Below are 19,560 nucleotides of genomic sequence, written 5' to 3'. Positions count from 1 at the left end.
CTAGTTACAATCCCATTATCAACATCGGAGCCTGTCAGATGACCGTCAAAGATACCATCACCGACAAGCTTACCGCCAGCTTTTCGCCTACCCAACTCGACGTCATCGACGAGTCCAACAAACACTTTGGTCATGCCGGGTGGCGCGAGGGCGGTGAAACCCATTTTCGTGTCAGAATCGCGACCCGTCATTTTGACGGGATGACGCGCGTGGCGCAACACCGTGCCGTCATGAACGCTTTGGACGCCGAACTCAAGGACCGCGTCCACGCCCTGGCGATCGAGATCCTGCCCTCGAGCGGCCCGGCGGCGTGACGCTCAGGCCGAGCCGCGCATCTCGTCCAGAAACGCCGAAACCGCCGCGCCGTCGACATTTTTCTCGATGAAAGCCTGCCCGATGCCGCGTGTCAGGATGAAGGTCAGCGCACCGCGCGCGACCTTCTTGTCCTGGGCAATCGCTGCCATCAGGGTTTCGGTCGATCCCAGCGCTCCGGGGATATCAGCCAATATGGTGGGCAGGCCCGCCTTTTTCAAATGCGCGGATATCCGGCCAGTATCCTGCGATGGCGCCAGGCCCAGTCTGGCAGAAAATCCATGGGCCAGCACCATGCCGATGGCCACGCCCTCGCCATGCAGCAGGCGATCGGAATAGCCGGTGTCTTTTTCGAGGGCATGCCCAAAGGTGTGGCCGAGATTGAGCAGCGCGCGGACGCCCAGTTCCTTCTCGTCCTCGATCACCACCCGCGCCTTGTGCCGGCAGCAGCGGGCAATCGCCTCGCCCCGCGCCGGTCCTCCGGCAAAGATTTCGGCCTGATGCTCTTCGAGCCAGAAGAAAAATTCTTCATCGTCGATCAGGCCATATTTGACCACTTCGGCATAGCCGGCGGCGAACTGGCGGGGCGACAACGTGTCGAGCGTCGACAGATCCGCCAGCACCAGCCGCGGCTGATGGAAGGCGCCGATCAAATTTTTGCCATGCGGCGAATTGATCCCGGTCTTGCCGCCGACCGAGCTATCCACCTGCGCCAGCAGCGAGGTCGGCATCTGGATGAAATCCATGCCACGCCGCGCGATCGATGCGGCAAAACCGGCGAGGTCGCCGATCACCCCACCACCCAGCGCGATGACCAGATCGCCACGCTCCAGCCGCGCCGCAAGAATGCCTTCGACCGCCGTTTCCAGATGCGCAAACGACTTGGTGCTCTCGCCCGCCGGCAGGATGATCTCGGAATGGCTGAGCCCGGCCGCATCAAGCGAAGCCAGCAGGCGCGGCAATTGCGCTTCGGCCACCATATTATCGGTGATGATGCCATAGCGCCGGCCCGGGAACCGCTCGGCCAGTATCGAGCCGGCGTGATCGAGCAGCCGATCGCCGATCAGGATGTCATAGGCACGCTCGCCCAGAGCAACATGGACATTGTGCGCGATCTCGGCGGCCATGAAAATTCCTTCAGCGTTTGAGTTGGTCGAGAACCGCATCGATCAGGTCGCTGGCCACCATCTCCTGGGGCACATCACGCGAGATGACGGTCACATCGGCCTCGGCATAGATCGGATAGCGATCCTCGATCAGCTTTTGCAGAGTCGCCCGCGGATTCTCGGTCTTGAGCAGCGGCCGATTGGACCGCCGCGAGACCCGCGCGAACAGCAGTTCGAAATCCGCCTTGATCCACACCGAAACGGCTTCGGCCTTGATCAGCGCCCGCGTCTCGGCATTGACGAAAGCCCCGCCACCGGTGGCGAGAACGATGTTCTCGTTCTTGAGCACCCGGGCGATAACGCGGGTTTCCCCGGCGCGAAACTCGGGCTCACCCCGCTGCGCGAAAATTTCGGGAATGGTCATTTGCGCGGCGCGTTCGATTTCCTCGTCGCTGTCGAGGAAATTGCGGCCGAGCCGACTGGCCAGGCGCCGCCCGACCGTGGTCTTGCCGGCCCCCATCATGCCTATCAGCACCAGCGGCCTGCCGCCCAGCAACTGGACGAGTTCTTCGGCGCGGGCTTGCCGTATTGCCGGATCGGGTCGGTTCACTGGGCACTCCAGAATAGTCTGGCGCTATCAAGCGGGGCAGAGCCCCCCTGTCAAGAACCTCGGGTTGATCCTCATGGGCAAAGCGGGGCAGACTGGGCCTACCAGATGGAAACCTTTTGGTGCGACTGTGTTCCGGGGCTTGTCCCCGCCCATGCCCTTGCGACGTCCGGAAACCCATGCCCACCCTGATCCGCCTTGTCATCACCTTGCTGTTCCTGGCCGGCCTGGTCTATGCCGGCATGATCGCGCTTGTCGCATTGGTCGAGCCGACACCCAAGGAAGTGACAATTCGTATTCCTGCCCGCGAACTGCTGGGCGAAAGCGCCCCGGCACTGCCGGGCACCACGCCCGCCCCCGCCACGCCATGAGCGGGCACCTGATCGGCGCATTTCTGGAAATGATGAGCGCCGAGCGCGGCGCCGCTAAAAATACTATCGACGCTTATCAGCGCGACCTGACCGATTACGCGGCCTACCTGCAGCGCCATGAGGCCAGCCTGATGACCGCAGGTCGCGAGCATGTCGCCGCCTATCTCGATCGCCTCAAAAATGAGGGCCTGTCGGCGTCTTCCAGTGCACGGCGTCTGTCGGCGATCCGTCAGTTCCACAAGTTTCTCTGCGCCGATGCGCTGCGCGGCGATGACCCCACCCGCATTGTCGCCAGCCCAAAGGCGCGCCGCGCCTTGCCCAAGGTGCTCTCCATCGCCGAGGTGGATAAATTGCTGACCACCGCCGAGGCCGAAGCCAATGCCGGCGGCACCAGGTATCGGCGCGCAGCGGCCCTGCGACTTTATGTGCTGCTCGAACTGCTCTACGCAACCGGCATGCGCGTTTCCGAATTGGTCAGCCTCAAACGCTCCGCCGTGATGCGGGACGCCAGCTTCCTCACCATTACCGGCAAGGGCAGCAAGCAACGCGTGGTGCCGGTCAATGATCGCGCTCGCGATGCCGTGCGCACTTATATCGAGACGCTGCCGCCCGGGCCCTACCTGTTCCCGGCCAATGGCGCCGAAGGCTATGTGTCGCGCCAGGTTTTTGCCCGCGATCTCAAGGGGCTGGCCGGACGCGCCGGCATCAGTTCGGCCCGCGTCGCGCCGCATGTGCTGCGCCACGCCTTTGCCAGCCATCTGCTGCATGGCGGGGCCGACCTGCGCGTCGTGCAGATGCTGCTGGGCCATGCCGATATCTCGACGACGCAGATCTATACCCATGTGCTGGACGAGAAATTGCGCACCCTGGTGGAGACCCATCACCCCCTCGCCGAGGGTTAGACAAGCCGGTTGGTGCGGTTAGCAGATTGCTAACCTTGCAACTCGCCCACAGCCCGATGCGCTACAAGCCTTGACTTGGTGTTGCGCCATCGCCACTTTCCGGCCACTTTAAGGGGCAAGAGCAGCGCCCTAAGCGCAAACGACATGAGAGCGCAGTTTTTCGCCCCCGGCGAACCTCGTGCGCTCCAATAGGCAGGTGGGATGCAGTCTTATCTCGATTTCGAAAAACCGGTCGCCGATCTTGAAGGCAAGATCGCCGAACTCAAGTCGCTTGCTGCGGCCGACCAGGCCGTGTCGATTGACGAAGAAGTCAACCGCCTCTCCAGCCGGGCCGATGAGGCGCTGGTCGATATCTACAAGCGCCTGACCCCGTGGCAGAAGACGCAGGTGGCGCGCCATCCGCAGCGCCCGCATTTTTCCGACTATATCCGCACCCTGATCACCGAATGGGCGCCGCTCGCCGGTGACCGCAAGTTCGGCGAGGATTCAGCGATCCAGGCCGGCTTTGGCCGCTTCAATGGCCAGCCTGTCGCCATCCTCGGTCAGGAAAAGGGCAATTCCACCGAAACTCGTCTCAAGCACAATTTCGGCATGGCCCGCCCCGAGGGCTATCGCAAGGCCGTCCGCGTCATGGACATGGCCGACCGCTTCAATATTCCGCTGATTTCGTTCGTTGATACCGCCGGCGCCTATCCCGGCATCGGCGCCGAGGAACGCGGCCAGGCCGAGGCCATCGCCCGCTCGACTGAAAAGTCGCTGGAGCTGGGCGTGCCCAACCTCGCCATCATCATCGGCGAAGGCGGTTCGGGTGGCGCCATCGCCATCGCCACCGCCAATCGCGTGCTGATGCTGGAAAACGCCATCTATTCGGTGATCTCGCCCGAAGGCGGCGCCTCGATCCTGTGGAAGGACGCCGCTCGTGCCCAGGACGCGGCGACCAATATGAAGATCACTTCGGCCGACCTGCTCAGCTTTGGCGTGATCGACGGCATCATTGCCGAGCCGGCCGGCGGCGCGCATCGCCACCCCGACGCGGTCATGAACAATACCAGCAAGGCGATCACCAGCTTCATCGCCGATTTTGCCGGCAAGAGCCGCCTGGAAACCCGCGAGCACCGCCGCGAAAAGTTCCTCGCGATCGGCACGACCTTCAGCTAACCGCCTGCCGGCCGCACCGATCACCGCCACCGGGTCATCGCGAGCCGGTGGCGGATTTTTTCAAGCACTGGTGGTCTCGAGCTATCCCCCAATGGCATCCATGCCATCCTCTGCGATGAGCCATCGCAATGTGACTTGGCAGTGTCACTTGCGAACCGCAGGACTTTGAGGCACATCCGAGCAACACCCGTCGAGGAGTTCTTGTTCTCATGGCCGCTATCCCGGTTTCGCCACTTGCCCCCAAATCCTATCCGGACCTGCCGGCGATCGCCGGTGTGCGCTTCGCGACCGCCGAAGCCGGTATCAAATACAAGAACCGCACCGACGTCCTGCTGGTCGGCTTCGAGCCCGGCAGCAGTGTGGCCGGCGTCGTCACCCGCTCCAAGTGCTCATCGGCCGCTGTCGACTGGTGCAAGGCCAACCTGCCCGGCGGCGTGGCCCGTGGCCTCGTGGTCAATTCGGGCAATGCCAATGCCTTTACCGGCATCAAGGGCCAGAAGTCAGTCGAACTGACGGCCGATATCGCGGCGAAGGCGCTCGGCTGCGCGCCCAACGAGATTTTCATCGCCTCGACCGGCGTTATCGGCGAACCGCTCGACGCCGGCAAGTTTAGCGGCGTGCTGGACCAGATGGCCACGCGCCTCGATGACGGCCCGTGGATGGACCCGGCCAAGGCCATCATGACCACCGATACCTTCCCCAAGCTGTCGGGTGCCACGGTCGAGATCGACGGTGCCGAAGTGCGCATCAATGGCATTGCCAAGGGCTCGGGCATGATCGCCCCCGATATGGCCACCATGCTCAGCTTTGTCTTCACCGACATGGCCGTCTCGGCCCCGGTGCTGCAGGCATTGCTGGTCAAGCACGTCGCCACCAGCTTCAACGCCATTACCGTCGACAGCGATACCTCGACCTCCGATACGCTGCTGGCCTTCGCCACCGGCAAGGCCGAAGGCGTCGCCCCCCTGGAAAGCCTTGACGACCCCCGCGCCGAAATCTTCGGCGAAGCGCTGCGCGACGTGCTGTTCGACCTCGCCATCCAGGTGGTGCGCGATGGCGAAGGCGCCACCAAGCAGGTCTCGATCCATGTCGAAGGCGCCACCAGCGATGCCAGCGCCTTCCGCATTGCCAAGGCGATTGCCGACAGCCCGCTGGTCAAGACCGCCATTGCCGGTGAAGACGCCAATTGGGGCCGTGTCGTCATGGCCGTGGGCAAGGCTGGCGAGCCGGCCGACCGCGACAAGCTCTCGATCCGCTTCGGTGACCTGCTCGTCGCCAAGGATGGCGAGCGCGCCACCGGCTACGACGAAGCCGCCACCTCGGCCTATATGAAGGGCGAAGACCTGGAACTGACCGTCGGCCTCGGCCTCGGCGAAGGTCGCGCCACCGTCTACACCTGCGACCTCACCCACGGCTACATCACCATCAATGGCGATTACCGCAGCTGATCGCGCGACCGGCACCGGCCGCAAAATTGCCCAAGGCACGGGATTCCGGCTTCCGCCGGCCCCGTGCGGCGGCTAGCCTGTCGGCTTTTCAGCACCAGACGATCCCGAGATGACCCTCCCCAACACTGCCGATATCGAAGCCGCCAGCCTTCTCGCCTGGCCCGCCGTCGAAACCCAGCACGATGGCGCCTGGGTCGCCCGCTTTGCCAATGGCTACACCAAGCGCGCCAACTCGATCCAGAGCCTCGACCCGGCCGACCATGCCGATGCCGGTGCGCGGATCGAGGCGCTGGCCGAGCAATACCGTGCCCGCGGCCTGCGCCCGACCTTCCGCATCACGCCGCTGGCCGCTCCCGCCGTGATCGCTGAACTCGATGCCAGGAACTGGGACGTCTACGAGACAAGCCTCGTGCTGGCGATGCCGCTGCGTCCGGTCGGCCGTCCTGTAGCGGCGCTGACCAAGCTGTTCGAGCCCACCGACCCGCAATGGATCAACGCTCAGGGCGCCATGGCCGGCAATGATGCGGCAATTCAGGCCAGCTTTGCCGCTATCACCGCCCAGATGACCGCGCCGACCCGCGGCATTCTGGTATTCGATGATGAGTACCGCCCGGTTGGCGCAGCCCTGGCGGTCAATGCCAATGGCATCGCCATCTTCCTCAATGTGGTGGTCGATGAAGCCGCCCGCGGCCTGGGTTATGGTCGCGCCGTCATGAACGCAGCGCTGAACTGGACCAGCCAGTCCGGCGCGCAGTCTGCGGCGATCCAGGTGCTGGCCGACAACGTCCCGGCAGTGTCGCTCTACCGCTCGCTCGGCTTTACCGAAATCTATTCCTATCATTACCGGCGGCCCCAATTATGAGCCTGCTTCTTGTCGTCGCCGTCGCCCTGATCGATGCCGATCGCCGCGTGCTGATCGCCCAGCGCCCCGAGGGCAAGTCCATGGCTGGGCTGTGGGAATTTCCCGGCGGCAAGGTCGAGCCGGGCGAAACGCCCGAAGCGGCGTTGATCCGCGAACTGGAAGAAGAACTCGGCATTTCGACCAGGACGGCGTGCCTGGCGCCGGTTTCATTCGCCAGTCATTCTTACGAGAATTTTCACCTGTTGATGCCACTTTACGCCTGCCGGAAATGGCAGGGAACGCCACAGCCCAGGGAACATATTGCGCTCAAATGGGTGCGGCCGCAGTCCCTGCGCGACTATCCCATGCCGCCGGCGGACGAGCCATTGATCGCCGCCCTGTGCGACCTTCTTTAGCTTCAAACACGGTCGGTCACGGGGGCACGGATGCTGGCACGGGTTACGACGCGATTTCTGCGCGATGAATCCGGGGCCACGGCCATCGAATATGGCCTCATCGCTGCGATGATCGCTGTCGTGCTGATCACCACCATGATGCTGATGGGCGATAGCCTGTACAACCTGTTCGACCGGGGTGTCGGACGCGCCGCCCTGACCCTGGACAGCGCCACCCCCTAGCCAATGGCCAGCCCCTATTGCAGGGCGACGACCTTGTACTTCTTGCCCGCCTGCACCGGATCGCCCGGGAACAGATTATTGATAATGTAGAACAACTCGCTCCCGCGGCTGAGCCCTGCCATCTGCTGCGCCAGCGAATCGGCGGTGTCGCCGGGCTTGGCCGTGACAACGCGAACCCCGACCTTGCGAATCTGGGCGAGGTCACTGGCATCGGTGCGGCGGAAGCTTTTCAGCGTCGCCTCGGCGCCCTGTTCAAACCGCGCGCTGTCAGCCTTGGCAGCAAAGATGAACCGATAGACCTGGCCATCGAGGCGCATCACCGAGACCCTGAAGAACCACTGATCGGTCTGCGCCACGCCTGACGCCATTTCAATGCCATTGACGGTCTGCGTGGTGACGCTATCGGTCTTGAGCCCGGCGATCCAGCCCGAGCGCAGATAGGCGGCCAGCCCCAGCGAGGGCGAGACATCGGCGCTGTCGAAGCGCACCGCCTCGCCATCGCCGGCAACGCCAACCACCGCGCTCTGCGAATTCTGCAGCGTGTAGCCCTGCGGCACCGAGAAGGTGAACTTGTTGGCCGGATGCAGGAATCGCCGCCCCACGATCGAGCCCTGGGACGGGCTGTCGCCAAAGGTCAGCCCGGAAACACTGGCCAGATAGCCATCGCGATCCGTTTCGCCGAAACCTGGTGCGCCGAACATGGTACGGGCGGTTTCGACAGCCTTCTGGATGCGATTGGGGGTCGAGGGATGCGATGACAGGAAGCCATCGCCACTGTCCTCGCCCGCCGAGAACTTGGCAAAGCGGCTCATGACTCCGAGGAAACGCGCTGCGGCATGGGGGTCATAGCCCGCCTTGCCGGCAAACTTGATGCCTTCGCGATCAGCCTCCAGTTCCTGGTTCTGGCTGAACGCCGCCATCGATTGCCGCGTCAGGTTGGCCGCCTGATCGCTCGCACCGTTGCCACCGAACACGCCGCTGATGACGCGATCGACGATCTCCGTGGTGCGGGTACGGTCCGTGCGGGCGCGCGCATGGCGCAGCGTCACATGGGCAATTTCGTGCGCCAGGACTGCCGCAAGCTCGCTGGTATCGGACGCCAGCGCCAGGATGCCGCGCGTCACATAGATATAACCACCGGGCAGTGCAAAAGCGTTGACCTCGGCGCTATCGAGAATGGTGACCTGGAACTGGGCATTGGGCTGGTTGGCGGCCGCCAGCAGGCGACCGACAATGCGCGCAACCATGATTTCGGCCGGGCGGTCCGAATAGACCCCACCATAGGCGGCAATGATGCGCGGGTGCTCGCGACGGCCGATCACCACATCTTCGGGATCGGTGCCTTCGGGCACGACAGTTGGCGCCGGCCGGTCGCCGGTCTGGCTGACCGAAACGCCGGTGCCGGTAAACGTCGAACAGGCGCTCAGCGCCAGCAGCGATACCGCCAGCATCCCGATCCGCAATCCGGTTTTGATAGGACCCAACCCAGTCATCGCGTGGCCAAGACCTCAATCTGTTCGGGATGTGTGACTTCGATGCGCGGACCATCCCGGTCGTCCACCCATCCTCTTACGCGAACCAGCGCCCCCTCAAGCGCCAGCGGATCCATTCCCGCCGCGGTGAAGATCCGCAAGGCGGGGGCTTCGATAACGGCCGTGAAGTCTTCTTTCCAGAACCGGCCGAAATTGAGGTAGACCCGCCCGCCAGCCTGATCGGCCTGCAGCACGCGCCCTTCGACAAGTTCATAATGGCCCGCCCGGTCCAGAACTTCGTCCGGACGATCCGCCGCACGCACGCTGTAATAGGGATTGCCCCAGATTCCAAGCTTTGCCGCACGTGCGCGGCCTTCGGCCACAAGAAGTTGATCCAGACATTTGCGGTTGTCGGGGAAGGAATAGACCCGCGCCAGCCCTTGCTCCACCATGGCCAATTGCGCCCAGACCGCGCCGCTCTCGCCGGCAACGAACACATGGGCCAGCGCCCGGTCATAGCGATCGAGCTCTTCGCCGCCATAGCCAAGCCGCACCGGCTTGTGCAGCGCCAGCGCCTCAAGCGCTGTCTTGGCCTCCGGAGCGAGCGGCCAGGTCGGAAATCCGTCGCGGCCCAACGGCAGTTTGGGGGCCTGGGTGCCGATCATGCGCACCACGACCCCGCTATCGAGCACCACCGTATCGCCATCGGTGACCTGCACCACGATGCCACCATCGACCATGCGCAAGTCCTCGCAAGCGAGGGCTGTGGCCGAAACGGCGCTGAGCGCCGCGAGCGCGGCGAGGCGAACAATACTGGTCTTGAGCAAATCAGGCCTCGGGAAAGAGTTCGTTCACCATGCATCCAAATAAGGCAAAAAATCATTACCAAGCCGAGACCATGTGCTCGGTGATGCACTTTGGCCCTTCGGGGCAACATACTTTCCAGGGAACGCCCGACTGGGCCTGCGCACGCCAGGGCGCAATAACGCCGAACCGCGGCGCGAGGGTGACGACAACATAGGATGTCCGGCGCAGGTGGGGAGGCGGCTCTTCAGAACGCTCGAGACGACGGAATTGTTGCGCTTTGGTCGACAGGGCAGTAGGCGTGTCCAACGCGGATCGGACAAGAGGCAGGATAGCCCTCGGCGAGCCCGGCGGAGGAGGCACTTACCAATGTGCGCACGGATCGCGCGATGGCGGATGGTCTGTTGGCTGGCGCTGGCGCTCACCCCGGGCGCCTTTGCCGACGAGATCGTCGTGGTGACGTCATTTCCGCCATCGTTCTTCGAGCCGTTCAAAAGCGCGTTCGAAGCGCAGTCGCCCGGCAGCAATGTGAGCTTTGTGCAGCGCAATACCAACAGCGCCGTGCGGTTCATCCTGGAGCGGACTGATGTGCCGGCCGACGTGTTCTGGGCTTCGGCAGTGGACGCGTTCGAGGTGTTGCGCAGCAATGGGCTCTTGCGCGCTGATACGCCGATCGCTGCCGATGCGCCTGCGGCTGTCTCCGGCTTTCCTGTCAATGGTCCGGATGGGCATTATTCGGGCTTCGCCCTGGCGGGCTATGGGTTTGTCTACAACCCCGAATATCTCGCGGCGCATAACCTGCCGGTGCCGGTCAACTGGTCGGACCTGACGCTGCCGGCCTATTCGGGTCATATTGGCATCTCCTCGCCATCACGCTCGGGCACCACCCATCTGGTGATCGAAGCCATCCTGCAGAAATACGGCTGGGACGAGGGCTGGGCGCTGCTGTCGCGGCTCGGCGGCAATCTCTCCACCATCACCGCGCGCAGCTTCGGGGTTGCCTCGGGGGTGGCGCAGGGACGGTTCGGCATCGGCATTACGGTGGATTTTCTGGCGACCGCGCCGGATTATGTGCCGGGCACGACGACGTTTGCCATGCCGCCCGAAACGCTGTTCGTGCCGGCAAGCATTGCGGTGCTGACGCGTAGCGAGAACCCCGCTCTGGCCGAGAAATTTGTGGCCTTCGTGCTCTCCGAGCCTGGGCAGGCGCTGCTGCTCGATCCGGCCATCAACCGCATTCCGGTGTCGTCGCGCCATGCCGAGGCCGCGCTGGCGCGCTATCCCGGGCTGTTGGGCCAGCCCGGCCTGCTCGGCACCAGCCCATTCGATGCGGGGCTTTCGGCCCGGCGATATGAGCTGGTCAATATCCTGTTCGATGAGTTCATCGTGCGCAACCGGGCGACGCTGGCGCGGCTATGGCGGCAGGTCAACGAGCAACAGGCCCGCGGCGCCGCGGCAAGTGTCGCGCCGCTTGCCCGGGCGATTGCCCTGCTGACCACCCCGCCAATGGCAGTGGAAGGCACGCGCGACGAGAAGCTGATGCGCGGCCTGAGCGATACGCCCACCGCGCTGCCCACCTCGATGGACCAGGCTGCACTGGTCAGCCGAGTGCAATCGGAAATCGCTGCCAATCTGCAGGCCGCCGAGGCGATCCTGACCGAGATCGAAGTCGGTCAGCGCATGCAGCGCGAGAACCGCGATCCGCGATGAACCAGCACAACCAATCAAGCCTGCGACGGGGTCAAACGGTGTTGCCCAAGCATCGATTCGGCATCGGCATGCGGTTGTTTGTGTCGTTTGTCATCATCGTGGGGCTGGCGGCAGGCGCCAGCGTTGTTGGCTGGCTGTCCTATGCGCGGCTTTCGGGCGAGCTTGAGCAGATCGCGCAATCGGAACTCCCACGGCTTTCGCTGGCCTCCAGGCTCTCGCGCGTGGGTGCAGATATCAGTGCTGTGCTGCCCAGCCTGGCGCGATCGGAACGCGCGGCAACCTATGAGGCGGCGCGCGCCATCTATAGCGACAGGCTGGTTGAGTTGCGCGAGGTGATCGCCGAGGCCGAGCGCAATGGGATTGGCGGCGGAGAGCTCGACGCGCTGGCCGAAGAGATCACCGATCAGGTGCAGCGCATGGACGGAGCGGTCGGCGTGCGGTTTGCACTGCTCGGGGAAATGCGCTCGCTTGTGGACGAATTGCGCTGGGTCCAGGCGGACCTGCTCGAAGAAGCCGGGCCGCTGGTCGATGACATCCGGTTCAACGTCGAAAAAGAGCTTGCCGACTTTACAGGCGCCGCCCCGCTTCTGGCCGAGAACCAGAAGAGCGAAGCCCTGCTGACCGTGGTGGCGCAGGCAAACCTGGCGACCGGGTTGATCAGCCGGGTCAGCGGCGTCACCACCGCCGAAGACATGCAGGAGGCCGTGGCATTTCTGGGCGACAGCACCGACGAACTAGCGGCGCGGGTGCAGTCGCTGACCGACTGGCCCGACAGCATTACCGTCCGCCAGCTGGCCGGCCGCATCCTGGAGATCGCCGACAATCGCGATGGCATTCCGCACCTCAAGCAGTTGGAACTGGAGGCGCTGGCCGAAGCGCAGCGGGTGACCGAGGAGAACCAGCGCCTGGTCGAGCAATTGGGCGAGGAAATCCGGGCGGAAGTCAGCGAGACCGAGCGCAATGCCGAAGCGGCCGCGGTGCGGGCCCGGCAGGCCATCGAAACGGGCCGACGCTGGCTGCTGCTGATTGCGGTACTGGCGATCACATCGGCCATCCTGATCGGCTATTTCTACGTCTATCGGAGCCTGTTGCTGCGTATCCGGCATCTGGCCAATGCGGCGGCCAATATTGCAGAGGGCAAATCCGGTACACTGATCCAGCCCCAGGGACGGGATGAATTGGGGGACCTGGCCACCGCGCTCAACATTTTCAGGCGGACCCGCGACGATCTGATCCAATCGGCCAAGCTGGCGGCGCTGGGGCAGATGGCGGCGGGGATCGGCCATGAGCTGAACCAGCCGCTGGCCGCCATCCAGTCCCATTCCCACAATGGTGTGCGCCTGATCGAGCAGGGCAAGGTGGAAATGGCCCGGCAAAGCCTGGAAAAGATCAAGGGCCTCACCGGACGCATGGCGGGCCAGATCAGCCATTTGCGCCGTTTCGCCCGGCGCCCCGAAACCAGACTGGGGCCAGTGGCGCTGGATGAGCCGGTCAACGCGGCGGTGAGCCTGCTCTCGCATCGCTTCGAAGACGAAGACGTGGTGCTCGAGGTGGAGATGCCCACCGGCATGCCAGCCATGGTCACGGCGGAATCGGTGCGGCTGGAACAGGTGGTCGTAAACCTGCTCGCCAATGCGCTAGACGCCGTATCCGGGCTGGACACTCGCCATGTCAGGCTGGTCGTCACCATGCAGGGCGAGACGGTGATGATGGCAATATCGGACACCGGCGGCGGCATTCCGCACAGCCACCGCGATGTGGTATTCGATCCGTTCTTCACCACCAAGGCGCCGGGCTCGGGTTTAGGGCTTGGACTGTCGATCTCCTATAACATCATCAAGGACTTCAACGGCTCCATCGCCGTGCGGCAGACCAATTCCACCGGCACCACCTTCCTTGTCACCCTCGAGCGCGCCTCATGACCGATTTCGACGTCCTGTTCATCGATGACGACAAGGAAGTGCTGGAAGCCTACGCCCAGACCCTCGAACTCGAGGGGTTTGCGGTGCGCCCCTGCCGCACTGCCGCCGCCGGGATCGAGAAACTCACGGCTGAAACCGGCGCAGTTGTCATCACCGATGTGCGGATGCCGCAGCGGGACGGCTTCCAGGCGCTCGCCGCAATCCGCCAGATCGATCCCGATATCCCGGTGATCATGGTCACCGGGCATGGGGATATTCCAATGGCGCTGAAGGCCCTGCGGGCGGGCGCCTGGGACTTCATCGAAAAGCCTGCCGATCCCGCGCTGCTGGTCGAGGCCGTGCGCCGGGCGCAGGCACATCGAAAAGTCATCATCGAAAACCGGGGACTGCGGGCCCAGACCATGGACTGTGCGAGTTGGGAAGGGCGCGTCATCGGACGCTCGCCGGCAGTGGCGCGGCTGCGCCAGCAATTGCAGATGCTCAGCGACGTCGATGTCGATGTGCTGATCCTGGGAGAAACCGGCACCGGCAAGGAAGTGGCGGCGCGCGCCCTGCACGATCTGGGCAGTCGTCGGGCAGGCCGGTTCGTGGCGGTCAATTGCGGGGCCATCCCCGAGACCATGCTGGAATCGGAACTGTTCGGGCACGAGCCTGGCGCGTTTACTGGCGCGCAGGCGCGCCGCATCGGCAAGATCGAACATGCAGATGGCGGCACACTGTTTTTCGACGAGATTGAATCGATGCCGCTGGCGGCGCAGGTGCGCTTGCTGCGCGTGTTGCAGGAACGCACGATTGAGCGGCTGGGGTCCAATACCGAGCGACAGGTCAATCTTCGCATCGTGACCGCCACCAAGGTCGACCTGAACAAGCTGGCCGCCGAAGGCCGCTTCCGCGAGGACCTGGCCTATCGGCTCGACATCGCCCGGGTGGAGATACCACCCTTGCGCCAGCGCGGACGCGATGTCGTGCTGCTGTTCACCCATTTCCTCGATCTGGCGGCGCGGCGGCAGGGGCGGGCAACGCCCGTGGCCGATTCCCTGACGATCGATCAGTTGATGGCGCATGACTGGCCCGGCAATGTGCGCGAGCTGCGCAATGCGGCGGAGCGTTTCGTGCTGGGCATGGGATTGCCAAACCCGGCCCAGCCGGCCACGCCTCTGGATGGTGCCGACCTGCTGGAGCAGAAGCTCAACCGGGCCGAGAAGGCGATCATCATCGAAGCGCTGGCATTGCAGGACGGGCGGATGGGTGACACCGCCGATGCGCTGGGGATCTCGCGCAAGACGCTCTACCTCAAGATGCGCAAGCTCGACATTGCCGCCCGCCCGGAAGATGAAGCGGGCTGACGTTACCGTTTCGACCCATGCTGGCTGGGCGCCATGTTACGACTATGACCCACTCCCGCCCTGCGAAAACTGAGAAACCCAGGATTTCCGGGCGCCTGCCGACTTGGCACGACGGTTGCAATCTCCTTGAGCATGTCGGCCGCCAAGAGCCCGACGCTATGGAGGAACCTGCCAATGAAGAAACTCACCGCCGTGCTGATGGCCTCGGCTATTGCGATGACCGCCGCCCATGCCCAGGGTGGCACCGTTACGGTCGTGACGTCGTTCTCCAAGGATGTGACCGACCCTTTCAAGGCTGCCTTTGAGGCGGCCAATCCCGGCTACGCCCTGGAAGTTCAGAACAAGAACACCAATGCTGGCGTTCAGTACCTGACGGAAACCAAAGCGAACAACCAGACCGACCTGTTCTGGGCTTCCGCTCCCGACGCCTTCCATACCCTCAAGGCCAATCAGCTGCTGGCCTCGTTCGTCCCGTCCGTTGAAGGTCTACCCGAAAAGGTCGGCTCCTATGATGTGAACGATCCCGATGGCTTCTTCTTCGGCTTTGCCGCATCGGGCTATGGCATCATGTGGAATGAGCGCTACATCAAAGCCAACGAGCTGGCTGCGCCGGCTGAATGGAGCGACCTGAAGCACCCTCAATATTACGACCATGTCGTGATGGCCGCACCATCGCGCTCGGGCACCACCCACCTCACCGTCGAGACTATTCTGCAGGGCGAGGGCTGGGACGCGGGCTGGGGCACGCTCAAGTCGGTTGGCGGTAATTTCCAGCAGGTCATGGATCGCTCGTTCGGCGTGCCGGACGCGGTCAATTCGGGCCAGGCCGGCATCGGCATCGTAATCGACTTCTTCGCCTTCTCGGCCCAGGCCAGCGGCTTCCCCGTCGGCTTCTCCTACCCATCGGTCACCACCGTGGTGCCCGCCAATATCGCCATCGTCGCCAATGCGCCCAATCATGATGGCGCCGAGGTTTTCGTGAACTTCCTGCTGTCCGAGCCAGGCCAGGAAGTCTTGCTTGAGCCCACCATCCGCCGCCTGCCGATCAACCCTGCCACTTATGCCAAGGCGCCGGAGGGCTTCCCCAATCCCTATGAGGATGCCCGCTTCCAGGCGATGATCAACTTCAATGGCGACCTGTCCTCCGCGCGCTCCGCGGTGGTCGACGTATTGTTCGACCAGCTCATCACCTTCCAGCTGGACAATCTGAAGGCCGCGACCCGTGCCGTTCACGCTGCCGAAGCTGCGCTGGTGGGCAAGGACAATGCCGAAGCTGGCGCACTGATTGCGGAGGCTCATGCCCTGATCGCGGCAATGCCGTTCGACCATGAGCAGGCCGTGAGCCCCGAGATCACCGATGCCTTCACCGGCGGTGAGAACAAGACCTCGCGCCAGTCCGAGCTTGAGCAGGCCTGGGCTACATTCGCCGCTGAAAACTACGCCGCTGCCAAGGCCAAGGCCGAAGCGGCATTGGCGCTCCTGAGCTAATCGCGTCTCGCTTCATTAGCCAAGGCCCGTCCGGCTCGTGCCGGGCGGGCCCGCCATCACCGCGGCCATCCAGTCTGCGCCACACCGGCCCTTGGGCCCGGCGCAGCAAATAGCGCCCTTTCCGACTCCACGGAGATCACATGACGAACCTGGCAATAGGCCGGTTGCGCCGCTTCAGCGCGACGCCGGGCCAGATGGCTGTTGTGCTGCTTATCGCAGCCTTCCTTCTGGCCTTCCTTCTCGTTCCGGCCGCAACGGTCATCTATGTCGCCTTCACCGAGAAAGGCACCAGCAACCTGACGCTGGTCAACTTCCTCGACTTTTTCCGCAATGACCTGTTCGTGCGTTCGTTCTGGAACTCGGTCTATGTGTCATCCCTGTCGGTCGTCTGGGCCACTTTGTTTGCGCTGCCGCTGGCGGTGATCACCACCCGCTTCCAGTTCCGCGGTGCCATGCTCATCCAGACGCTGGGCTTTCTGCCACTGATCATGCCGCCCTTTGTCGGTGCGGTGGCGATGCAACTGCTGTTCGGCCGCAATGGTTCGGTCAACCTGCTGCTCGATCAGCATCTGGGCTTCAAGCTGCCGTTCATGGATGGCCTCAACGGCGTGGTTTTCGTGCAGTCGCTGCACTATTTCCCCTTCATTCTGATCAACGTTTCCAACAGCCTGCGCCAGATCGACAGCGCCATGGAAGAGGCGGCGCAGAACCTGGGGTCTTCGGGCTTCCGCCTGTTCCGCCGCATTATCTTCCCCCTGGCCATGCCCGGCTATCTGGCCGGTGCCTCGCTGGTCTTCGTCAAGGTCTTCGACGATCTGGCGACGCCGCTGCTGCTCAACGTCAAGGACATGCTGGCCCCGCAGGCCTATCTGCGCGTGACCTCGATCGGCCTGGCCGATCCGATGGGTTACGTGATTTCCACCATCCTGATCGCCGTCTCGATCTTTGCCATGTGGGCCTCGGTGGCCGTCATGCGCGGCCGTGAATACTCAACTGTGCAACGCGGCGGCGGCGGCCTGGCCAGGCGCAAGATGAAGCGGGGCGAGGCGATCCTCGCCTATGGCGCGGTGACACTGGTGCTGCTGCTGGTGCTCTCGCCCCATATCGGCTTGCTGCTTCTGTCCTTTGCCACGATCTGGTCTTTCAGCCCCCTGCCCGATGGCTACACCATGGCCAATTACGGCCGGGTCATTGGCGAAAGCTCGATCTACATCAAGAACACGCTGATCTACGCCTCGCTGGCGGGGTTGATCGACGTGGTGCTGGGCGGCGCGATCGCCTATCTGGTGCTGCGCACCAAGATCATCGGCCGCGCCTGGCTCGATTGGGCAGCAATGTCGGCACTCGCCATCCCTGGCGTGGTGCTGGGCATCGGTTATCTGCGCACCTACTACGGCGTGACCTTGCCCGATGGTACGCCGCTGGCGACGCTGTCGATCATGCTGGTGCTGGCTCTTTCGGTGCGCCGTCTGCCCTATGCGCTGCGCGCCTGCTACGCCGCGATGCAGCAGATTTCGGTATCGCTGGAGGAAGCCGCCGAAAACCTCGGCGCCAACAAGCGCCGCACGGTTCGCCGTATCGTTCTGCCGCTGATGATGGGCGGCATCCTTGCCGGTTTCGTCACCAGCTTCTCGACTGCCGCAGTTGAACTATCCGCCACCCTGATGCTGATCCAGTCCAACTCGGAGGCACCGATTGCCTACGGCTTGTACATGTTCATGCAGTCCCCCGCCGGACGCGGTCCGGGCGCCGCCCTGGGCGTCATCGCAGTGATCCTGGTCGCCGTGTGTACCTTCGCGTCGCACTACGTGATCGAGCGCAGCCAGAAAGCCATGGGAGCGCGCAAATGACAGTGAAGTTTAAGGAGCCGAAAATGGCACAGACCCGTGATGGCGCAGCGGTAGCTGGCGCCAGGAAGATCGAGATCACCAATGTCAACGTCCACTACGGTGAGCTGCATGTGCTCAAGGACATCAACCTCGAAATCCAGCCGGGCGAGTTCTTCGCCTTTCTGGGGCCGTCGGGCTGCGGCAAGACCACGCTGCTGCGCCTGATTGCCGGCTTCAACAACGCGTCGAGCGGCGATGTGCGCGTGGGTGGGCAGGATATATTGGCCATGCCCCCCTGGAAGCGCGATGTCGGCATGGTGTTCCAGTCCTATGCCCTCTGGCCGCATCTGAGCGTGGCGCGCAACGTCGCTTTCGGCCTTGAGGAGCGCAAGCTGCCCAGGGACGAGGTTGCCCGGCGCGTCAAGGCGGCGCTGGAGCTGGTGGGCATGGGGCATCTGGCCGATCGCCGCCCCTCCCAATTGTCTGGCGGGCAGCAGCAGCGCGTGGCCGTGGCCCGCACCATCGCCATCGAGCCGAAGGTCTTGCTGCTTGATGAGCCGCTGTCCAACCTGGACGCCAAGATGCGCGTGCAGGTGCGCCGCGAGCTGCGCGATCTGCAGCAACGGCTCAACCTGACGACCATTTTCGTGACCCACGACCAGGAGGAAGCCAACGCCATCTGCGACCGTATCGCGGTGTTTGGCGATGGCCGCATCCAGCAGGTCGGCCGGCCGATGGACCTCTATGAGCGTCCTGCCAGCCTGTTCGTCGCCAACTTCCTGGGCACCGCCAACATTCTGGATGGCGAGTTGGTGACGGTCGACGGCAAGCGGCTGTTCAAGGTGACCGATACCATTTCGGTGCCGGTTCCGGACGGTGTGACGATCAGCCCGGGAACCAGGCTTGTGTTCAGGCCACAGCATGCTTCGCTCGAAGATGCCGGTGGCCAAGGCGTGCGCCTGCCGGGCCGGGTCAGCAATATCGAGTTCCTCGGGGCATCCGTGCGCTATGGCGTGATGGTGGGAACATCGGAGGTGTTGATCGACGTGCCGTTCCAGTCGGGCGCCTCGGTGCGCACTGTCGGGGCGGACGTCAACGTCTTGCTGCCCAGCGACTGCATGCTCTGGCTCGCTGAGTAGACCCCACCCCTGCGACAGGCGGCCTCCGGTTCGCCTGTCGCTTTTTCCGCAGCGCCCACACCGATTTGAGACAGCCCAATGAGACGCATGAGACGCGTGAAGATCCTCGCCACCCTCGGGCCTGCGAGCCAGGACGAGAAGATGATCGAAGAACTGGCGCGCGCTGGCGCGGATGTGTTCCGGATCAATATGAGCCATGCCAGCCATGATGTGCTGCGCCAGACGGTCGAGCGCATTCGCAATGTCGAAAAGACGCTGAACCATCCGCTCGGCATCCTGGTCGATCTGCAGGGCCCCAAGCTGCGCGTCTGGAAGTTCGCCGAAGGCTCGATCCAGCTGGTCGCCGGCCAGACGTTTACCCTCGACAGCAATGATGCGCCCGGCACCATCGAGCGCGTCTACCTGCCCCATCCCGAAATCATCGAAAGCGTCTCGGTCGGTGACCGCCTGCTGCTCGACGACGGCAA

Annotated in this window: 19 protein-coding genes; 15 read left to right on the top strand and 4 right to left on the bottom strand. The window is 63.7% G+C overall.

The features are described 5' to 3' along the window. Positions 1-38: 38 nt before the first annotated feature. Entirely contained in the window at positions 39-314 is a 276-nt protein-coding gene (locus BUA69_RS19760; RefSeq protein WP_046135942.1) for a BolA family protein, read from the top strand. A 3-nt stretch (positions 315-317) separates the two neighbouring features. Here BUA69_RS19760 and aroB read toward each other — a convergent pair whose 3' ends face one another. Then, the gene (aroB, locus tag BUA69_RS19755) at positions 318-1,439 is read right to left on the bottom strand and encodes a 3-dehydroquinate synthase (protein WP_046135943.1); all 1,122 of its coding nucleotides are present in this window, start codon (positions 1,437-1,439) and stop codon (positions 318-320) included. A gap of 10 nt (positions 1,440-1,449) precedes the next feature. Further along, on the bottom strand, positions 1,450-2,028 hold the full coding sequence (locus tag BUA69_RS19750) for a shikimate kinase (protein WP_046135944.1): 579 nt from the start codon (positions 2,026-2,028) through the stop codon (positions 1,450-1,452). A gap of 176 nt (positions 2,029-2,204) precedes the next feature. Between BUA69_RS19750 and BUA69_RS19745 the strand changes: the two genes are divergently transcribed. From BUA69_RS19745 to BUA69_RS19715, 7 genes are all read left to right on the top strand, one after another. Continuing rightward, entirely contained in the window at positions 2,205-2,396 is a 192-nt protein-coding gene (locus BUA69_RS19745) for a hypothetical protein (RefSeq protein ID WP_046135945.1), read from the top strand. Further along, complete coding sequence (locus tag BUA69_RS19740) at positions 2,393-3,298, top strand: site-specific tyrosine recombinase XerD (RefSeq protein WP_046135946.1); 906 nt, start codon at positions 2,393-2,395, stop codon at positions 3,296-3,298. The genes BUA69_RS19745 and BUA69_RS19740 overlap by 4 nt, the downstream gene beginning before the upstream one ends. A gap of 201 nt (positions 3,299-3,499) precedes the next feature. Continuing rightward, complete coding sequence (locus BUA69_RS19735; RefSeq protein WP_046135947.1) at positions 3,500-4,456, top strand: acetyl-CoA carboxylase carboxyltransferase subunit alpha; 957 nt, start codon at positions 3,500-3,502, stop codon at positions 4,454-4,456. Between the two features lie 209 nt (positions 4,457-4,665). After that, positions 4,666-5,904, top strand: a complete 1,239-nt coding sequence (argJ, locus tag BUA69_RS19730; RefSeq protein ID WP_046135948.1) for a bifunctional glutamate N-acetyltransferase/amino-acid acetyltransferase ArgJ — start codon at positions 4,666-4,668, stop codon at positions 5,902-5,904. Between the two features lie 109 nt (positions 5,905-6,013). After that, complete coding sequence (locus tag BUA69_RS19725) at positions 6,014-6,766, top strand: GNAT family N-acetyltransferase (RefSeq protein WP_046135949.1); 753 nt, start codon at positions 6,014-6,016, stop codon at positions 6,764-6,766. Continuing rightward, positions 6,763-7,161 carry an 8-oxo-dGTP diphosphatase MutT gene (gene mutT / locus BUA69_RS19720; RefSeq protein ID WP_046135950.1) on the top strand — a complete coding sequence of 133 codons (399 nt, stop codon included), beginning with the start codon at positions 6,763-6,765 and terminating at the stop codon, positions 7,159-7,161. The genes BUA69_RS19725 and mutT overlap by 4 nt, the downstream gene beginning before the upstream one ends. Positions 7,162-7,191: 30 nt before the next feature. After that, complete coding sequence (locus BUA69_RS19715; RefSeq protein ID WP_425283949.1) at positions 7,192-7,383, top strand: Flp family type IVb pilin; 192 nt, start codon at positions 7,192-7,194, stop codon at positions 7,381-7,383. A 14-nt stretch (positions 7,384-7,397) separates the two neighbouring features. Here BUA69_RS19715 and BUA69_RS19710 read toward each other — a convergent pair whose 3' ends face one another. Both BUA69_RS19710 and BUA69_RS19705 read right to left on the bottom strand, forming a co-directional pair. Next, complete coding sequence (locus tag BUA69_RS19710; RefSeq protein WP_046135951.1) at positions 7,398-8,834, bottom strand: M48 family metalloprotease; 1,437 nt, start codon at positions 8,832-8,834, stop codon at positions 7,398-7,400. Between the two features lie 38 nt (positions 8,835-8,872). Continuing rightward, on the bottom strand, positions 8,873-9,682 hold the full coding sequence (locus BUA69_RS19705) for a thermonuclease family protein (protein ID WP_143154601.1): 810 nt from the start codon (positions 9,680-9,682) through the stop codon (positions 8,873-8,875). Between the two features lie 346 nt (positions 9,683-10,028). On the opposite strand from BUA69_RS19705, the gene BUA69_RS19700 reads away from it, so the two are divergent. The 7 genes from BUA69_RS19700 to BUA69_RS19670 form a co-directional block, all read left to right on the top strand. Beyond that, positions 10,029-11,369: an ABC transporter substrate-binding protein gene (locus BUA69_RS19700; protein ID WP_046135952.1), complete on the top strand. Its 1,341-nt coding sequence runs from the start codon at positions 10,029-10,031 to the stop codon at positions 11,367-11,369. A 41-nt stretch (positions 11,370-11,410) separates the two neighbouring features. Then, positions 11,411-13,291 carry an ATP-binding protein gene (locus BUA69_RS19695; RefSeq protein ID WP_052950632.1) on the top strand — a complete coding sequence of 627 codons (1,881 nt, stop codon included), beginning with the start codon at positions 11,411-11,413 and terminating at the stop codon, positions 13,289-13,291. After that, positions 13,288-14,637 (top strand): sigma-54-dependent transcriptional regulator, encoded by a 1,350-nt coding sequence (locus tag BUA69_RS19690; RefSeq protein WP_046135954.1) that lies wholly within the window; start codon positions 13,288-13,290, stop codon positions 14,635-14,637. Before BUA69_RS19695 ends, BUA69_RS19690 begins: the two co-directional genes overlap by 4 nt. A 174-nt stretch (positions 14,638-14,811) precedes the next feature. Then, positions 14,812-16,125 (top strand): ABC transporter substrate-binding protein, encoded by a 1,314-nt coding sequence (locus tag BUA69_RS19685; RefSeq protein ID WP_046135955.1) that lies wholly within the window; start codon positions 14,812-14,814, stop codon positions 16,123-16,125. A gap of 140 nt (positions 16,126-16,265) precedes the next feature. Further along, entirely contained in the window at positions 16,266-17,975 is a 1,710-nt protein-coding gene (locus tag BUA69_RS19680; protein ID WP_046135956.1) for an ABC transporter permease, read from the top strand. A 23-nt stretch (positions 17,976-17,998) separates the two neighbouring features. Next, positions 17,999-19,093 (top strand): ABC transporter ATP-binding protein, encoded by a 1,095-nt coding sequence (locus BUA69_RS19675; protein ID WP_046135957.1) that lies wholly within the window; start codon positions 17,999-18,001, stop codon positions 19,091-19,093. A 78-nt stretch (positions 19,094-19,171) separates the two neighbouring features. Continuing rightward, positions 19,172-19,560: pyruvate kinase (locus tag BUA69_RS19670; RefSeq protein ID WP_244547459.1), on the top strand; the 389-nt coding region annotated here is incomplete at its 3' end.

The organism is Devosia limi DSM 17137 (assembly GCF_900128975.1).
GTDB lineage: Bacteria > Pseudomonadota > Alphaproteobacteria > Rhizobiales > Devosiaceae > Devosia > Devosia limi.
This window is presented reverse-complemented; position numbering and strand designations above follow the sequence as displayed.

What these genes read in the sequence shown, in the direction of transcription:
- BUA69_RS19700 (WP_046135952.1), top strand. Translation starts at nt 10,029, where the DNA reads ATGTGCGCACGGATCGCGCGATGGCGGATGGTCTGTTGGCTGGCGCTG.
- BUA69_RS19715 (WP_425283949.1), top strand. Translation starts at nt 7,192, where the DNA reads ATGCTGGCACGGGTTACGACGCGATTTCTGCGCGATGAATCCGGGGCC.
- BUA69_RS19675 (WP_046135957.1), top strand. Translation starts at nt 17,999, where the DNA reads ATGGCACAGACCCGTGATGGCGCAGCGGTAGCTGGCGCCAGGAAGATC.
- BUA69_RS19710 (WP_046135951.1), bottom strand. Translation starts at nt 8,834, where the DNA reads ATGCTGGCGGTATCGCTGCTGGCGCTGAGCGCCTGTTCGACGTTTACC.
- BUA69_RS19685 (WP_046135955.1), top strand. Translation starts at nt 14,812, where the DNA reads ATGAAGAAACTCACCGCCGTGCTGATGGCCTCGGCTATTGCGATGACC.
- BUA69_RS19725 (WP_046135949.1), top strand. Translation starts at nt 6,014, where the DNA reads ATGACCCTCCCCAACACTGCCGATATCGAAGCCGCCAGCCTTCTCGCC.
- mutT (WP_046135950.1), top strand. Translation starts at nt 6,763, where the DNA reads ATGAGCCTGCTTCTTGTCGTCGCCGTCGCCCTGATCGATGCCGATCGC.
- BUA69_RS19735 (WP_046135947.1), top strand. Translation starts at nt 3,500, where the DNA reads ATGCAGTCTTATCTCGATTTCGAAAAACCGGTCGCCGATCTTGAAGGC.
- argJ (WP_046135948.1), top strand. Translation starts at nt 4,666, where the DNA reads ATGGCCGCTATCCCGGTTTCGCCACTTGCCCCCAAATCCTATCCGGAC.
- BUA69_RS19680 (WP_046135956.1), top strand. Translation starts at nt 16,266, where the DNA reads ATGACGAACCTGGCAATAGGCCGGTTGCGCCGCTTCAGCGCGACGCCG.
- BUA69_RS19760 (WP_046135942.1), top strand. Translation starts at nt 39, where the DNA reads ATGACCGTCAAAGATACCATCACCGACAAGCTTACCGCCAGCTTTTCG.
- BUA69_RS19745 (WP_046135945.1), top strand. Translation starts at nt 2,205, where the DNA reads ATGCCCACCCTGATCCGCCTTGTCATCACCTTGCTGTTCCTGGCCGGC.
- BUA69_RS19740 (WP_046135946.1), top strand. Translation starts at nt 2,393, where the DNA reads ATGAGCGGGCACCTGATCGGCGCATTTCTGGAAATGATGAGCGCCGAG.
- BUA69_RS19690 (WP_046135954.1), top strand. Translation starts at nt 13,288, where the DNA reads ATGACCGATTTCGACGTCCTGTTCATCGATGACGACAAGGAAGTGCTG.
- aroB (WP_046135943.1), bottom strand. Translation starts at nt 1,439, where the DNA reads ATGGCCGCCGAGATCGCGCACAATGTCCATGTTGCTCTGGGCGAGCGT.